Annotated in this window: 15 protein-coding genes; 10 read left to right on the top strand and 5 right to left on the bottom strand. The window is 69.0% G+C overall.

Going from position 1 to position 16,351, the window contains the following annotated elements:
- Window positions 1-39: 39 nt before the first annotated feature.
- Complete coding sequence (locus ACGFIF_RS29510) at window positions 40-1,116, top strand: LLM class F420-dependent oxidoreductase (RefSeq protein ID WP_393158948.1); 1,077 nt, start codon at window positions 40-42, stop codon at window positions 1,114-1,116.
- Window positions 1,117-1,944: an undecaprenyl-diphosphate phosphatase gene (locus ACGFIF_RS29515; protein ID WP_393158949.1), complete on the top strand. Its 828-nt coding sequence runs from the start codon at window positions 1,117-1,119 to the stop codon at window positions 1,942-1,944.
- On the opposite strand, the gene corA is transcribed toward ACGFIF_RS29515, so the two are convergent.
- Complete coding sequence (gene corA, locus ACGFIF_RS29520) at window positions 1,941-2,912, bottom strand: magnesium/cobalt transporter CorA (protein WP_393158951.1); 972 nt, start codon at window positions 2,910-2,912, stop codon at window positions 1,941-1,943. The two genes, ACGFIF_RS29515 and corA, sit on opposite strands and share 4 nt — an antisense overlap.
- 49 nt (window positions 2,913-2,961) lie before the next feature.
- Between corA and ACGFIF_RS29525 the strand changes: the two genes are divergently transcribed.
- The 4 genes from ACGFIF_RS29525 (at window position 2,962) to mshC (ending at window position 6,336) form a co-directional block, all read left to right on the top strand.
- Window positions 2,962-3,660 carry a histidine phosphatase family protein gene (locus ACGFIF_RS29525; protein ID WP_393158953.1) on the top strand — a complete coding sequence of 233 codons (699 nt, stop codon included), beginning with the start codon at window positions 2,962-2,964 and terminating at the stop codon, window positions 3,658-3,660.
- Window positions 3,661-3,672: 12 nt separating this feature from the next.
- Entirely contained in the window at window positions 3,673-4,248 is a 576-nt protein-coding gene (locus ACGFIF_RS29530) for a DUF3090 domain-containing protein (protein WP_393158954.1), read from the top strand.
- Window positions 4,245-5,030 carry an SCO1664 family protein gene (locus tag ACGFIF_RS29535; protein ID WP_393158956.1) on the top strand — a complete coding sequence of 262 codons (786 nt, stop codon included), beginning with the start codon at window positions 4,245-4,247 and terminating at the stop codon, window positions 5,028-5,030. The genes ACGFIF_RS29530 and ACGFIF_RS29535 overlap by 4 nt, the downstream gene beginning before the upstream one ends.
- A gap of 79 nt (window positions 5,031-5,109) precedes the next feature.
- Window positions 5,110-6,336 (top strand): cysteine--1-D-myo-inosityl 2-amino-2-deoxy-alpha-D-glucopyranoside ligase, encoded by a 1,227-nt coding sequence (mshC, locus tag ACGFIF_RS29540; RefSeq protein WP_393158957.1) that lies wholly within the window; start codon window positions 5,110-5,112, stop codon window positions 6,334-6,336.
- Here mshC and ACGFIF_RS29545 read toward each other — a convergent pair.
- Window positions 6,294-7,163 (bottom strand): polysaccharide deacetylase family protein, encoded by an 870-nt coding sequence (locus ACGFIF_RS29545; protein WP_393158958.1) that lies wholly within the window; start codon window positions 7,161-7,163, stop codon window positions 6,294-6,296. The genes mshC and ACGFIF_RS29545 overlap by 43 nt on opposite strands.
- 57 nt (window positions 7,164-7,220) lie before the next feature.
- Between ACGFIF_RS29545 and ACGFIF_RS29550 the strand changes: the two genes are divergently transcribed.
- Complete coding sequence (locus ACGFIF_RS29550; RefSeq protein ID WP_393158959.1) at window positions 7,221-7,583, top strand: MerR family transcriptional regulator; 363 nt, start codon at window positions 7,221-7,223, stop codon at window positions 7,581-7,583.
- Window positions 7,584-7,589: 6 nt separating this feature from the next.
- Here ACGFIF_RS29550 and ACGFIF_RS29555 read toward each other — a convergent pair whose 3' ends face one another.
- The 3 genes from ACGFIF_RS29555 to ACGFIF_RS29565 all read right to left on the bottom strand — a co-directional run bounded on the left by ACGFIF_RS29555 (window position 7,590) and on the right by ACGFIF_RS29565 (window position 10,228).
- Complete coding sequence (locus ACGFIF_RS29555; RefSeq protein ID WP_393158960.1) at window positions 7,590-8,483, bottom strand: hypothetical protein; 894 nt, start codon at window positions 8,481-8,483, stop codon at window positions 7,590-7,592.
- 11 nt (window positions 8,484-8,494) lie between these two features.
- Window positions 8,495-9,271: a L,D-transpeptidase gene (locus ACGFIF_RS29560; protein WP_393158962.1), complete on the bottom strand. Its 777-nt coding sequence runs from the start codon at window positions 9,269-9,271 to the stop codon at window positions 8,495-8,497.
- Window positions 9,272-9,382: 111 nt separating this feature from the next.
- Window positions 9,383-10,228, bottom strand: coding sequence for a PAC2 family protein (locus tag ACGFIF_RS29565; protein ID WP_393158963.1), 846 nt, complete (start codon window positions 10,226-10,228; stop codon window positions 9,383-9,385).
- A 215-nt stretch (window positions 10,229-10,443) separates the two neighbouring features.
- On the opposite strand from ACGFIF_RS29565, the gene metH reads away from it, so the two are divergent.
- The 3 genes from metH (at window position 10,444) to ACGFIF_RS29580 (ending at window position 16,289) form a co-directional block, all read left to right on the top strand.
- Window positions 10,444-13,935, top strand: a complete 3,492-nt coding sequence (metH, locus tag ACGFIF_RS29570; RefSeq protein ID WP_393158965.1) for a methionine synthase — start codon at window positions 10,444-10,446, stop codon at window positions 13,933-13,935.
- Window positions 13,936-14,008: 73 nt separating this feature from the next.
- Complete coding sequence (locus ACGFIF_RS29575; protein ID WP_393158967.1) at window positions 14,009-14,659, top strand: HAD family hydrolase; 651 nt, start codon at window positions 14,009-14,011, stop codon at window positions 14,657-14,659.
- Window positions 14,660-14,726: 67 nt separating this feature from the next.
- Complete coding sequence (locus ACGFIF_RS29580; protein ID WP_393158969.1) at window positions 14,727-16,289, top strand: ABC transporter substrate-binding protein; 1,563 nt, start codon at window positions 14,727-14,729, stop codon at window positions 16,287-16,289.
- Window positions 16,290-16,351 lie beyond the last annotated feature (62 nt).

Raw genomic sequence — 16,351 nt, forward strand, 5'->3', positions numbered from 1 at the left:
TTGGCCGCCACCGACAACGGCTCGTTAGGCTCGCCTGTCATGCGACTCGGACTCAACATCGGCTTCGTCTTCGGTGGCGACGACCATCTGGATCATCTGAGGCTGGTGAAGGAGGCCGAACGGCTCGGCTTCTCGGTCACCTGGGCCGCGGAGGCGTACGGCTCGGACGCCGCCACGCTGCTGACCTGGATCGCCGCCCAGACCTCCACCATCGACGTCGGTGCCGCGGTGTTCCAGATCCCGGCCCGGACTCCGGCGATGACCGCGATGACCGCGGCGACCCTGGACCGGCTGTCCAACGGCCGGTTCCGGCTCGGCCTCGGCGTGTCCGGGCCCCAGGTGTCCGAGGGGTGGCATGGTGTCCGGTTCGACAAGCCGCTGGCCCGCACCCGGGAGTACGTGGCCATCGTGAACGCGGCGATGCGGCGTGAGACGGTGGTGTTCGAAGGTGAACACTTCACGCTGCCGCTGCCCGACGGCCCGGGCAAGCCGCTGAAGCTGTCCATCCACCCGCTCCGCGACCATGTCCCGGTGTACCTTGCCGCGGTCGGCCCGAAGAACCTAGAGCTGGCCGGCGAGATCGCCGACGGCTGGCTCGGCATCCTGAACGACCCCGCCTATCTGGGAGAGCAGTTGAAACACATCGCGACGGGCCTGCGAAGAAATTCGATACAGCCTCGTCAGAGCCGTCAGGAAGGACTCGGAGACTTCGACGTCGTCGCGTCCGTGCCGGTCATGACCGGTGATGACCTGCAGGCCGCGGCCGACCCGATCCGCGGGTACGCCGCTCTCTACATCGGCGGCATGGGCAGCCGGGAGAAGAACTTCTACAACGCGCTGGCCGTCCGGATGGGGTACGCCGAGGAGGCCAAGCGGATCCAGGACCTGTATCTGGGCAAGCAGCACCGCGACGCGATGGCCGCCGTACCGCACGGGTTCATCGACTCGATCTCGCTGCTCGGTGGCAAGGAGCGGATGGCCGAGAAGCTCACCGCGTACGCCGAGGCCGGGGCGACCACGGTCGCGCTGACCCCGTTCGCGTCAACGGTCGAGCAGCGGATCTCCGACCTGCGCACCGTGGCCGAGGCGCTCGAGCTCGCCGGGGTCGGTGACTGAGTGTCCATCTGGGAAGCCATCATCCTCGGCATCGTCGAGGGTCTGACCGAGTTCCTGCCGGTGTCCAGCACCGGGCACCTCACCATCGCCTCGAAGATGCTCGGCCAGCAGATCGACGACCCGGCCATCACCGCGTTCACCGCGGTGATCCAGTTCGGCGCGATCGCGGCCGTGGTGCTGTTCATGTGGAAGGACATCCGGACATACGCCGTCGCCTGGTTCAAGGGGCTGCGGCACCCGGAGTACCGGGGTGAGTTCGATCACCGGATGGGCTGGTTCGTCATTGTCGGCTCGCTGCCGATCTGCATCGTCGGGTACCTCGGCCGCGACATCATCTCGGGTCCGTTGCGCAGCATGTGGTGGGTCGCGGCGTCGCTGATCGGCTGGTCGTTCGTGATGGTCGCGGCGGAGCGGCTGGGGAGCAAGAGCCGGCCGCTGACCCGGATCACCCTGACCGATGCTGTGGTGATGGGCATCATGCAGTGCCTCGCGCTGATCCCCGGGGTGTCGCGGTCGGGCGCGACCATCTCGGCCGGCCTGTTCTGCGGTCTGGACCGGGTCGCGGCGACCAAGATGGCGTTCCTGCTCGGGATCCCCGCCCTGGTCGGTGCCGCGATCTTCGAGCTCCCGCACGCGCTCGACGGTGACGTCGGCCTGGTGCCGGTGCTGGTCGGCACCGTGGTCAGCTTCATCGTGGCCTACGCGTCGGTCGCCTGGCTGCTGAAGTTCGTGGCCAAGCACACCATCGAGGTCTTCGCCTTCTACCGCATCCTGGTCGGCATCGTCATCGTCATCCTGCTCGCGACAAGCACCATTACCGCGACCTAAAGCCAGCCGACCTTGCGGAAGAAGCGGTACATGGTGATGCAGGTGACTGCCATCACCAGGAGGATGGCGTAGTACCCGTAGTGCCAGCGCAGTTCGGGCATGTTGTCGAAGTTCATTCCGTAGATGCCGGCCACCATGGTCGGGACCGCGGCGATGGCGACCCAGGCCGAGATCCGGCGCATGTCGTCGTTCTGCTGTACCGAGACGCGGGCCAGGTGTGCGTTGAGCGCCGAGCTGAGCAGCACGTCGAGGCTCTCGGTCTGGTCCGAGACGCGGTTGACGTGGTCGGCGACGTCGCGGAAGAACGGCGAGGCCTTCGCGCTGATCCCGGGTACGCCGTGCGCGAACTGCTCCATCGGTTCGCGCAGCGGTGCGATCGCGCGGCGCATCTCGAGCACCTCGCGCTTGAGCTTGTAGATCCGCTCGGCGTCGCTGGTGCGCTCGGGGGAGAACACCGACGACTCGACCTCGTCGACGTCGATCTCGACCTGCTCGGCGACGTCCTCGTACCCGTCGACCACCGAGTCGCAGATCGCCCACAGGACGGCGGCCGGCCCGTGACCGAGCATCGAGGCGCGCTCCTCCAGTTCCTGCCGGGCGGTGGCCAGTTCACCGCCCTCGCCGTGCCGGACGGTGACGACGTACCGGGGACCGACGAAGACGCTCAGCTGGCCGGTCTCCACGGCGTCGCCCTCGTCGACGTACCAGAGGGTGCGCAGTACGACGACGATGTCGTCGCCGAACCGTTCGACCTTGGGCCGCTGGTGGGCCTTGAGCGCGTCCTCGACCGCGAGCTCGTGCAGGCCGAACAGCCCCTGGACCCGGCGCATCTCGGCGTCCGACGGTTCGTGCAGGCCGACCCAGCCGAAGCAGCGGCCGTCGTCGTCGATGGCCTGGGCAACCGTCTCCGGGTCCCTGGGCAGGTCCTGCCGCTCGCCCTCGGCGTACACGCCGCAGTCCACGATCACAGCTCCATCATGGCAGCAGGACTTGCGCCGACCGGATAACGTGCATCGCATGCCCACGGTGATTCTGGTCCGCCACGGTCGCAGCGCCGCGAACACGTCCGGCACGCTGGCCGGCCGCACCCCGGGGGTGAAGCTGGACGAGACCGGCGTGCAACAGGCCGAGGCCGTCGCGCAACGGCTGGCCGAGCTGCCGCTGGCCGCGATCATCACGTCGCCACTCGAGCGCTGCAAGCAGACCGCGGCGGTGATCGCGAAACACCACGAGGCGTTGCGTCCGGCAACGGATCGGCGACTGACCGAGTGTGGGTACGGCGACTGGACCGGGCAGAAGATCGCCACGCTGGCCAAGGACCCGCTCTGGGCGGTTGTTCAGCAGCACCCGTCGGCGGTGACGTTCCCGAACGGGGAGTCGATGCGGGCGATGCAGCAGCGGGCGGTGGATGCCGTACGGGCCCACGACGCGGCGCTGGCGAAGAGCCACGGCGACGGGGCGCTATGGGTGGCGGTGTCACACGGCGACGTGATCAAGGCGATCGTCGCGGACGCACTCGCACAGCACCTGGACACGTTCCAGCGGATCGTGGTCGACACCGCGTCGACCACGATCATCACCTACACCGCGACCCGCCCGTTCCTGGTCCGCCTGAACGACTCGGGAAGCGAGCTGGCGAGCCTGATCCCGAAGCCCCAGCCGAAGACCAGGAGGACCAAGAAGCAGTCCTCGGACGCGGTCGTCGGCGGACGGTAATAGGGTCTAGTCATGGCGCGAGTTGTGCATTCCTACGACGACCCGGATCGGTTCGTCGCCGGCACCGTGGGGGAACCCGGTGCGAGGACATTCTTCCTGCAGGCGCGGGCCGGTGCCCGGCTGACGTCGGTGGCCTGTGAGAAGGAACAGGTGATGGCGCTCGCGGAGCGGCTGGACGTGATGCTGGACGAGGTGGCCCGGCGGTTCGACCGGGATCCGGTGACGCCGGCCGGCGTCGACGACACCGATCCGCTGGAGCAGCCGATCGAGGAGGAGTTCCGGGCCGGCACCATGACGCTGGCCTGGGAGGCCGACGCCGAGCGGGTCGTGATCGAGGTGTTCGCGGTCGTCACCGGCGAGCAGGCCGAGCTCGAGGAGACCGACCCGGTCACGGCCGCGATGGAGTCCGAGGACGCCGAGGTGTTCATCGTCCGGATCAGCGAGGAGCAGGCCCGCGCGTTCGCTCGCCGGGCCGTCGCGCTGGTCGCGTCCGGACGCCCGAGCTGCCCGTTCTGCGGCCGGCCGATCGACGCGGAAGGACACATCTGCCCGCGCGCCAACGGCTACCGCAGGCACCTGCCGGAATGAACGACCTGCTCGCCCAGGGGGAGCTGTCCCTGCACGGCCGGCTGGTGGCCGCGTCGAACGGCACCTTCCAGGGCTCGGTGAACCGCGACGGCGAGTCCGCGACGGTGGTCTACAAACCGGTCCAGGGGGAGCGGCCGCTGTGGGACTTCCCCGACGGCACGCTGGCCCAGCGCGAGTACGCGGCGTACGTCGTGTCCGAAGCGCTCGGGTGGTCGCTGGTGCCGCCGACGTTGCTGCGGGACGGGCCGCTCGGCGAGGGCATGGTGCAGCTGTGGATCGACGAGGCCGAGCTCGGGCCGGGCGACACCGAGTTGGTCGACATCGTTCCGCAAGGGCGGGTTCCGGACGGGTGGATCGGCGTGCTCGATGCACTCGACGGCCGGCACAACCCGGTGACGCTGGTGCATGCGGACAACCTCGCGTTGCGGCGGATGGCCGTATTCGATGCCGTGGTCAACAATGCCGACCGCAAGGGCGGCCACGTGCTGAATCCGGGCGACGGCCGGGTGTTCGGCGTCGACCACGGTGTCACCTTCAACGCGGACGACAAGCTGCGGACGGTCCTGTGGGGCTGGGCCGGCGAACAGATCCCGGCTGACCTGCTGGACGACGTACGCAAACTCGCCGACCAGCTCGCCGGCGGCCTCGGCCAGCAACTGTGTGAGCTGATCACCGCGGTCGAGCTGACAGCGACCCGCGAGCGGTGTTCGACACTGCTGAAGACCGGGACGTATCCGTTCCCCAGTGACGACTGGCCGGCCATTCCCTGGCCCGCGTTCTAGCCGTCGTCAAGCTGTCTCGGGAAGCGGGATGCGTGCCGTGTCGCACCGTCGAAATCCGGGCTGACATAAGCTCCAGGGCATGCAGGCGTGGACGAAACCAGACATCCCGGTCGTGCCGGGTCCGGCCCGGCGACTGCGCCTTTACGACACCGCCTCGGGCGGTCCGGTGGAGGTTCCGCCGGCCGACGGCGGTGCGGCGCGGATGTATGTGTGCGGCATCACGCCGTACGACGCGACGCATATGGGCCATGCGGCGACGTACGTCACGTTCGACCTGATCAACCGGCTCTGGCGAGACGCCGGGTACGACGTCCACTACACGCAGAACATCACCGATGTCGACGACCCGCTGCTGGAGCGGGCGACCGAAACCGGCGTCGACTGGACCGAGCTGGCCGAGCAGGAGATCCAGCTGTTCCGCGACGACATGACCGCGCTCCGGGTGATCCCGCCGCAGAACTACGTCGGCGTGGTCGAGTCGATCGACCTGGTGGCGAAGGCGGTCGAGGACCTGCAGCGGGCCGGCGCGGTCTACTCGGTGGACGGTGACCTGTACTTCGCGGTGAAGGCAGACCCGGCTTTCGGGAGCGTGTCCGGGTACGACCGGGAGACGATGCGCGCCTTGTTCGCCGAGCGCGGTGGTGACCCGGACCGACCGGGCAAGCAGGACCCGCTGGACAGCCTGCTCTGGCGGCACGAACGGCCGGACGAACCCGCCTGGGACTCGCCGATCGGTCGCGGCCGGCCGGGCTGGCACGTCGAGTGCTCGGCGATCGCGCTGGAGCACCTCGGGATGACGTTCGACGTCCAGGGCGGTGGGTCGGACCTGATCTTCCCGCACCACGAGATGTCGGCCAGCGGCGCGCAGGTGGCGACCGGGGAGTACCCGTTCGCCCGGGCCTACGTTCACCAGGCCATGGTCGGCCTGGACGGCGAGAAGATGTCGAAGTCCAAGGGCAACCTGGTGCTGGTGTCGAAGGAACGCCTGGCCGGCTCCGACCCGATGGCGATCCGGCTGGCGCTCCTCGCTCATCACTACCGCACGGACTGGTTCTGGACGTCGTCCGAGCTGCTCGACGCGCAAGAGCGCCTCGACGTATGGCGTGGCGCCGTCAGCCGCGGTTCGGGTCCCGACGGTGCGGCCGCGGTCGACGCCGTACGGGCTGCGCTGACCAACGACCTGGACACCGTCGCCGCGCTGTCCGCGATCGACACCTGGGCCGAAACGAACGGCGACGACACCAAGGCCCCGGCGCTGGTTGCTCAGGCCGTGGACGCGTTGCTCGGGGTCAAGCTGGCGGTGTAGTGGGCGGCGATCTCGTCGCTCGTGGTCAGCCAGACGTCGGGCTGTGACGCGAGGAACTCGAGGGCCTGGTCGAGGTACTTGGCGCGGAACGCCTGACCGATGACGAAGGGGTGCAGGGCCAGCGGCATGACCCGGCCGCCGCCGTGCTCGGCTTCGCCGCTGAGTACGTCGTACTGGTCCTTGATCATCTGGACGAACTCCGGGCCGGTGATGCCGCGCGGGAAGATCAGCAGGTCGTTGAGCTCGACCGTGTACGGGACGCTGAGCACGCCGGGGACGTTGAGCCGGTAGGGCTGGTCGTCGTTGGTCCAGTCGAGCACGTAGCTCAGACCGAGTTCGGCGAGCAGCTCCGGGGTGTTGTGGGTCTCGGTCAGGCCCGGGCCCATCCAGCCCTTCGGCCGGCTGCCGGTGGCGGTCTCGATGGTGTCGATGATCTCGGTGAGGACCTTGCGTTCCTCATCCGGCTCCAGGCCGGTATGGAGGGTCGAGTTGGTCTTGCCGTGGGCGAGCCAGGCCCACTCGCGCTCGACACCGGCCTTGATGATCTGCGGGTTGTGCTCGGCGACCAGCGAGTTCAGCAGCACGCTGGCGCGGATGCCGTGCCGGTCGAGGATCTCCATGGTCCGCCAGATGCCGACCCGGGCGCCGTAGTCGCGCCAGCCGTGGTTCAGCGGGTCGGGGGTGAGGTCGAGCGGCCAGATGCTGGTGGACGGCTGGTCGGGCACGAAGTGCTCGATGTTGAGGCCGACGTAGAAGGCGACCCGTTTGCCGTCGGGCCAGGTGAGTCGCGGGCGTTCGGTGATCGGGCTGTAGTCGAAGAGCGTCATACCGGCACGGTAAAATCTGACGTCAATGTCAGGTTCAAGTCCCTGCGGAGGGCGATCGTGCGGATCGGTGAACTGGCCCGGCGGACCGGGGTGAGCGAGCGGTCGCTGCGGTACTACGAGGAGCACGGCCTGCTGGTGTCGGAGCGGACCCCGGGCGGCCAGCGTGAGTACCCCGAGCGCGCCGTCGACCGGGTGATCCTGATCCAGGAGTTGTACGCCGCCGGACTGCACAGCAAGAAGATCGCCGAGCTCCTCCCGTGCATGCGTGACCCCGACGGCGGCCCGAACGAACGCGCGACCCCCAGGCTCGTCACCGAGCTGACCGCCGAACGCGACCGGATCGACCGGATGATCGCGGACCTGACCAACTCCCGGGCGGTTCTCGACGATGTCATCACCACCGCGGCCCGGGAGCTCTAGCGCCCGTCAGCCGGTGACCGGGTGGTGCGTCTTGACGGGCGTCGGGATCGGAGCCATCGGCGGCTGATCGAGCGGCGCGGGCAGTGTCGGCTGCGGGGTCGGCTTCGGCGTGGGCTTGGGCTTCGCGGCCGGCTTGGCGCAGGTCGCCGACGCCAGGCGGATGACCTCGGCGCCGTCGCCCAGGTTGATGGTCAGCCCGGTGATCGTGAACGAGCCGTCCGATCGCTGGGTCCGCTCGTTGACGGTGATCGTGGCCAGCGGCGCCGCCGGGATCGTGACGACCTGCTTCGTGGTCGGTACGGCGATCTTCTGGCCGAGCAACGTCAGCGAGCCGATGTCGACGCCGCCGTCGTCACCGGAGCACCAGACGTTGACGGCGTCGATGGCGAGCAGAGCGCTGGGCGGTGTGAGCAGCAGGTTGCACAGGTCCGGCAGATTCTTGGCGGGCAGGTCCTTCGTGCTCGGGGTCGGCAGCGGGAGGCCGAGATCAGGCAGCGGCAGGTCGGGGATCGGCAGGTCGTCGGCGCCCTGCGCCGGCAGGGTGGCACACGTCTGCTTCAGCTCCGGCGGGACCTTCACCTGGCTGAGCGCACCCTGGCCGATGGTGACGTCGAAGAGTTCGACCGAGGCCGAGTCGTTCCCGGCCGTCACGGTCCCGGCCCGGACCGCCAGCAGCGGGTTCTCCGGCAGTTCCAGAGCGGAGGAACTCTGCCGGTGGCCGTCAGCCGATTCGATGTACGGCGTCCTGTCGACCGGGACCTGCCCTTCCGCGCTGACGGCGTACGCCGAGGACGGCCGGGCGGCCGCATTACCCACCGGCGAACTCGCCACCAGGCTGAACGCCACCACGCCGGTCACGGCCGTGACGGTCAGAACGGTCGGCGCGAAGTGTCGTCGCATGTCTTCTCCGTCTACTTGCTGTCGATGAGGACGAGGGTCCCGAGGGGGATCTTCTGGAGTTCGGCGAGGGCCTTCTTGGGCACGCGCACGCAGCCCGCACTGACGGCCGCGCCGAAGACGTCCGGCCGGGGCCAGCCGTGGATGGCGACGGTGCCCGGGCCGCCGCCGAAGGTGTCGAGGGTGGGACTGTGCGCCCCGAGCGGCAGGACCACCGGCGAGGCCGATCGCTTGGTGTCGATGATCGAGCCGAGCAGGAACGTGCGGCCGGGTGGTGTCGGCGTCTTCCGGGCGCCCACGCCTGCCTTCCAGACGCCGAGTCGCCGGCCCTGCTGGAACAGTTCGAGCGTGCGGGAGCCGATGTGCACCCGGATCAGGTACGGCGAGGAGGCCCGATCCAGGTCCTGGTCGGGGATCCAGCCGGTCGAGCGGTTCGGCTTGGACGGCAGCAGTACGCGGACCCAGCCGTCGGTCTGCTCGACCACGGGCAGCCAGGTCGGCCCGAACTGGGTCGGCCCGATCTTGGCGAACGCGTCCGCATCCGGCGCGGTGTAGACCGCCGTCTCGGCCCGCGGGTGGACGACCAGACCGTCGGTGCCGGCGAACGGCTCCGGGTCCAGCGGCGCGGTGCTGATCGTCGTCTGAGTCGTCGAACTCGCCAGGGTGCTGAGGTCGACATCGGGCTTCCGGTCGCCGAGCACGCCCACGACCGCGACGGCGCCGAGCACCACCAGGACGGCCAGCGCCGGGACGGAACTACTGCCCCGCTCGTCGGCACGTGACCTGCGCATTACCCGCTCCCCGTGGATCCCCACCCGGCCGCCCGTGGGGCGGGCAGCCGCTGTCGTCCGAAGAGAATAGGACGTTCGGTGAAGTTACGCCACGGTAGAGTGACGACCCGATCAGTCCGGGTGGTTCTTGTTCCGCCGCTTCAGGTAGCGCTCGAACTCGGCGGCGATGGCGTCGCCGGAGGCCTCGGGCAGGTCGGCGGTGTCGCGCTGCTCCTCCAGGGAGTGCACGTACTCGGCGACCTCCGGGTCCTCCTCGCTGAGCTCGTCGGCGCCGCGCTGCCAGGCGCGGGCCAGCTCGGGCAAGTCACCCTCGGGGATCTGCAGGTCCAGCAGCGCTTCCACCTTGCCGAGCAACGCGAGCGATGCCTTCGGGCAGGGCGAGCCGGCGATGTAGTGCGGGATCGCGGACCAGATCGACACCGCCGGTACGCCGAGGGTGCCGCAGAGGTCGGCGAAGACGCCGGTGATGCCGGTCGGGCCTTCGTACGTCGACGGCTCGAGGCTCCACGAGGCGGACAGCTCCGGGTCGGCCGAGGTCGCCGAGACCGGGATCGGCCGGGTGTGCGGGGAGTCGGCGAGCAGCGCGCCGAGCACGACGACGAGCTGGGCGTTCGACTCGTCGATGACCTCGAGCAGCTCCTGGCAGAACCCGCGCCAGCGCATGTTCGGCTCGATGCCGCGGATCAGCAGCACGTCCCGGTCGGTGTCGTCGGGGCGGGCCAGGTACACCCGGGTGGTCGGCCAGGTGAGCTGCCGGACGCCGTCCTCGTCGAAACCGACCTGCGGGCGGTTCACCTGGAAGTCGTAGTAGTCCTCGGGGTCGATCGCGGTGACGAGCTCGGCGTCCCACTCGTCGATCAGGTGGTCGACCGCTCCGGTGGCCGCCTCGGCCGCGTCGTTCCAGCCCTCGAACGCGGCGATCACGACCGGGTCCCTCAGGTTCGCGAGGTCAACCACTCGCAGGCCCCCTGTCGTCTTCTGTGCCATCCGGCGGGGTCGCCGGAAACCGGACTGCCAGCCTACGTGGTCGGACGGCTCCATGCGCCGGGTTTCACGTCCAGCGGAAAGTGTCGGGACCCGGTCTTCCGGCCCGACTACGATGTGAGATCGGTGTCCATACCCAGCCTGGCCCGCCCCACCGCCCCGGTCAGGCCCCGATCGCTGGAGGTTCCGTGTCCAGAGCCGGCCGACCCGATCTGCGCCGCGTGCTGGCCGAGCGCGTGGTGGTGGCCGACGGGGCGATGGGCACGATGCTGCAGTCGTACGACCTGTCATTGGACGAGTTCGAGGGACACGAGGGCTGCAACGAGATCCTCAACCTGACCCGGCCGGACGTGGTCCGGGAGATCCACGCGGCGTACTTCGACGTCGGTGTCGACTGCGTCGAGACGAACACCTTCGGCGCGAACTTCGCCAACCTGGGGGAGTACGGCATCGCCGACCGGATCTACGAGCTGAGCGAGGCCGGCGCCCGGCTGGCCCGGGAGGCGGCGGACGCGGCGTCGACATCCGGCCACCCGCGGTTCGTGCTCGGCAGCGTCGGCCCGGGCACCAAGCTGCCGACCCTCGGGCACACCACCTTCACGATCTTGCGGGACGCCTACGCCGAAACCGCGCGCGGACTGATCGACGGGGGAGCGGACGCGATCCTGGTCGAGACCACCCAGGACCTGTTGCAGACGAAGGCCAGCGTGATCGGTGCCCGCAAGGCGCTCGACACCGCCGGTTCGACCATCCCGGTGATCGTCTCGGTGACAGTCGAGACGACCGGGACAATGCTGCTCGGCTCCGAGATCGGCGCCGCCCTGACCGCACTCGAACCACTCGGCATCGACCTGATCGGGCTGAACTGCGCGACCGGTCCGAAGGAGATGAGCGAGCACCTCCGCTACCTCTCCAAGCACTCGACCATCCCACTCACCTGCATGCCGAACGCGGGCCTCCCGCAACTGACCGCCGACGGCGCGTTCTACCCGCTCACCCCTTCAGAGTTGGCCGACGCGCACGAGACCTTCGTCGACAGCTACGGCCTGTCCCTGGTCGGCGGCTGCTGCGGTACGACGCCCGAGCACCTGCGTCAGGTGGTCGAGCGGGTCGGCGGCCGCCCGGTGCGACAGCGCGATCCGCAGCCCGAGGCGGGTGTGTCGAGCCTGTACCAACACGTCCCGTTCCGGCAGGACACGTCGTACCTCTCGATCGGGGAGCGGACGAACGCGAACGGGTCGAAGGCGTTCCGCGAGGCGATGCTGGCCGAGGACTGGGAGGGCTGCGTCGAGATCGCGCGGGCCCAGATCCGGGACGGCGCGCACCTGCTCGACCTGTGTGTCGACTACGTCGGCCGGGACGGCGTCGCCGACATGAAGGAGATCGCCGGCCGGCTCGCCACCGCGTCGACGCTGCCGATCGTGCTCGACTCGACCGAGCCCGCCGTACTGCAGGCCGGCCTCGACCTGCTCGGCGGGCGGTGTGCGCTGAACTCGGTGAACTTCGAGGACGGCGAGGCACCGGACTCCCGGTTCGCGCGGATCGCCGGACTGGCCCAGGAGTACGGCGCTGCCGTCGTCGCGCTGACCATCGACGAGGAAGGGCAGGCGCGGACCGCCGACAAGAAGGTGGCGATCGCGGAGCGGCTGCTGGAGACGTTGGAGCGCGACTACGGGATCGCCGGGCACGACGTCCTGATCGACTGCCTGACGTTCACGCTGGCGACTGGGCAGGAGGAGTCGCGGCGGGACGGGATCGAGACGATCGAGGCGATCCGCGCGTTGAAGGAGCGCCGGCCCGACGTACAGACCGTGCTCGGCCTGTCGAACATCTCGTTCGGGCTCAACCCGGCGGCGCGGCACGTGCTGAACTCGGTCTTCCTGCACGAGTGTGTGCAGGCCGGACTGGACTCGGCGATCGTGCACGCGAGCCGGATCATGCCGGTCGCGAAGATCCCGGACGACCAGCGCGGGGCGGCGCTCGACCTGATCTACGACCGGCGGCGGGACGGGTACGACCCGTTGCAGCGGCTGCTGGAGTTGTTCGCGGACGTGAAGGCGTCGGACCTGAAGGCGAGCAAGCTGGAGGAGCTGGCCGCGCTGCCGCTGGCCGCTCGGCTGAAGCAGCGGATCATCGACGGCGAGCGCAACGGCGTCGAGGGCGATCTGGACGAGGCGCTGGGCGCCAAGACCGCACTCGAGATCATCAACGACGACCTGCTGGCCGGGATGAAAGTGGTCGGCGAGCTGTTCGGCTCCGGCCAGATGCAGCTGCCGTTCGTGCTGCAGTCGGCCGAGGTGATGAAGACGTGCGTCAGTTACCTCGAGCCGCACATTGAAAAGCACAGCGAAGACTCCGATGTCGGCAAGGGCACGATCGTGCTGGCCACGGTCAAGGGCGATGTGCACGACATCGGCAAGAACCTGGTCGACATCATCCTGACCAACAACGGCTACAGCGTGGTCAACCTCGGCATCAAGCAGCCGGTGAACGCCATCCTCGAGGCGGCCGAGGAGCACCGGGCCGACGTGATCGGCATGTCCGGCCTGCTGGTGAAGTCGACTGTGGTGATGAAGGAGAACCTCGAGGAGCTGAATCAGCGCGGCCTGGCCAAGCGCTGGCCGGTCCTGCTCGGTGGTGCCGCACTCACCCGCGCGTACGTCGAACAGGATCTCGGCAACCTGTTCGAGGGCGAGGTCCGGTACGCGCGGGATGCCTTCGAGGGACTGCGGTTGATGGATGCCGCGATGGCCGTGAAGCGAGGGGTGCCGGGGGCCGCGCTGCCCGAGCGTCGCGAGCGCCGGGTGCGGTCGGCGACCCGGGTGCTGGACCGGCCGCTCGACGAGGTGCCGGCCCGGTCGGATGTTGCCGTGGACAACGTCGTACCGGCGCCGCCGTTCTGGGGCTCGCGGATCGTGCGCGGCATTCCGCTCGCGGACTACGCCGGCTACCTGGACGAGCGCGCCACCTTCCTCGGCCAATGGGGACTCCGGGCCACCCGGGGCGCCGACGGTCCGTCGTACGACGAACTCGTCGAGACCGAGGGGCGGCCGCGGCTGCGGTTGTGGATGGACCGGATCCTGACCGAGGGGATCATGGAGGCGGCTGTCGTCTACGGGTACTGGCCGTGCTACTCGGAGGGGAACGCGCTCGTCGTCCTCGATCCCGCGGATCACGCCGAGCTGCACCGGTTCGAGTTCCCGCGGCAGCGGCGCGACCGGTTCCTGTGTCTGGCGGACTTCTTCCGGCCGAAGGAGTCCGGTGAGCTGGATGTGGTTGCGTTCCACCTGGTCACGATGGGGCCGAAGGTGGCCGAGGTGACCGGTGAGCTGTTCGCACGGAACGCGTACCGCGACTACCTGGAGCTGCACGGGTTGTCGGTGCAGCTGACGGAGGCGTTGGCGGAGTACTGGCATGCGCGGGTCCGCGACGAGCTCGGTTTCGGCGGTGACGACGGCGACCTGGACGGGATGCTGCGGGACCAGGCGTACCGGGGCTCGCGGTACTCGTTCGGGTACCCGGCATGTCCTGACTTGGAGGACCGCGAGAAACTGGTGCGGTTGCTCGAGCCGGAACGGATCGGCGTACACCTATCGGAGGAGTTGCAGTTGCACCCGGAACAGTCCACCGACGCCTTGGTGGTTCACCACCCTGAAGCGAAGTACTTCAACGCTTCATGAGCGAGCGAAGCGAGCTCATCATCAAGCAGAGCACCCCTGGGGCATGCGCGCCCGGAGCGAAGCGAGGACGAGCATGACCCTTCAGGCAGTGCTTTGGGACATGGACGGGACGTTGGTCGACTCCGAGAAGGTCTGGGCGGAGGTGCAGATCGAGCTGCTCGCCTCACTCGGCGCGACGTGGACCCTCGACGACTGCATGCTGCTCGTCGGCAGCGATCTGCGGGACGCGGTGAAGGTCTGGATGGCGCGGATCCCCGACGGCGTGATCACCGACGAGGAGCTGGCCGAGCGGATGTTCGGCGCCGTTGTCGAGGCGCTGCGACGCGAGGTCGAGTTCCGGCCGGGTGCGGTCGAGTTGCTGCAGGCATTGCGCAAGGCCGACGTGCCCTGCGCCCTGGTGTCGGCCTCGTACCGGGTGATGATCGACGCGGTGCTCACGCATCTGCCGCCGGACCCGTTCGACGTGATCGTCGCCGGCGACGAGGTGACACACGGCAAACCGCACCCCGAGCCGTACCTGACCGCGGCGGCGAAGCTGGGTGTGGACCCGGCGCACTGCGTGGTCATCGAGGACTCGAACACCGGGACCGACTCCGGTACGGCGGCCGGCGCCTACGTAGTCGCCGTACCGCAGTGGGTGACGATTCCGGAGGCGCCGCGGCGGCTCGTGGTCGACTCGCTCGAACCGCTCACCCCGGAGTCACTGCGCAACTTGCTCCGCTGAAGCGCTACCGTCACTTGGTGCCCTCGGGGGCAGTTACTTGCGGTATAGAGGGCTGGGGAAGGGTGAGATGGTGATCGTGTCGTGGGGCCGGGTCGCGGTGACGGCCGCGCTCGTGCTGGCGTTGGCCGGGTGTGGCGAGCCGGACGACAACGCGCCGCACCAGGGCAGCGAGACGCCGAAGGCGATGATGGTGCGGGTCGTGACGACCGACACCGTCAGCTCGCTGGACCCGGCCGGCCCGTACGACGTCGGCTCGCGGACGGTCCAGGCGAACCTGTACCAGACGCTGCTCACGATCATGCCCGGCAAACCGACCCCGGTGCCGGACGCCGCGGACTGCCAGTTCGACTCGCCGACGACGTACACGTGCAGCCTGAAGGAAGGGCTGAAGTTCCCGAACGGGCACGAGTTGACCTCGTCGGACGTGAAGTTCAGCTTCGAGCGGATGCTGCGGCTGAAGACCCCGAACGGGCCGGCCGCGCTGTTCTCCTCGCTGACCTCGGTGAGTACGCCGGACGACCTCACCGCCGTGTTCAACCTGAAGCGCCCGGACGCGCGGTTGCCGTACCTGCTCACCACGACCGCCGGCTCGATCGTCGACCAGGAGTTCTACCCGCCGAACAAGCTGCTCGACACCAAGGCGATGGGCAGCGGCCCGTACCAACTGGCGGCGTACCGGCCGGGGGCCGGGATCACGCTGACCCGCTTCGACGCCTACAAGGGACCGCGCGGGCCGCGGAACGACGGGATCGAGATCACGCTGCTGAAGGACTCGACCGCGCTTTACCAGGCGATCACGACCGACAAGGCTGATCTGGCGTTCCACGGGTTCGGCCCGAGCATGCTGGACAAGCTGCGCAAGTCCGACCAGGTGCAGGTGGTCGAGTCGGACTACGCTGCGATCCGCTTCTTCGCGTTCCAGATGAAGTCGCTGACCGCGCGCAAACCCGCCGTACGACGAGCCGTCGCGCAGCTGATCGACCGCCCGGCGATCGTGAAGAAGGCGTACGGCGACCACGTGACGCCGCTGTACTCGGTGGTCCCGCCCGGGTTCGGCGGGCAGGTCGACGCGTTCAAGACGGAGTACAAGGACCCGAGCAAGGCCGCGGCCGCCGCGATCCTCAGGCAGGCGGGGATCGCCGTACCGGTGCCGCTGACGGTCGGCTGGACTCCGGCGCAGTACGGCACCGGCGCGAAGAACGAGGTGCTCGAGCTGAAGCGGCAGCTTGAAGCCTCGGGGCTGTTCAAGGTGACCCTGCGGAGCGCGGAGTGGCCGCAGTACCAGCAGGCGACCCGGGCCGGGGCATACGACCTCTATCACGGTGGCTGGATCCCGGAGTACCCGGACGCGGACGACTATCTGGCGCCGTTCGTCCGGACCGGTGCTGTGTTCAACAACGGCTACCGGTCGGCGGCCGCCGCGGCACTGCTGGAGCAGGAGACGACCGAGCAGAACGGTCTGGAACGCGACGAACTGCTGGGTCAGCTACAGGGAGTGCTCGCCACGGACGCTCCGGTGGTCCCGAGCTGGCAGGGACGGTTCACGGTGGTCGCCGGGAAGAACCTGGAGAACGTCGAAACGGCGCTGAATCCGCTGTCGTTCCTGTACCTGTCCGGCCTCCGTCTGTAATCACCGGCGTGACACAAATATGCCATGACAGTAACGGTTGGCGAAGCCGTGGCGACCGTGGG

Source organism: Kribbella sp. NPDC049174 (assembly GCF_043197365.1).
Taxonomy (GTDB): Bacteria; Actinomycetota; Actinomycetes; order Propionibacteriales; family Kribbellaceae; genus Kribbella.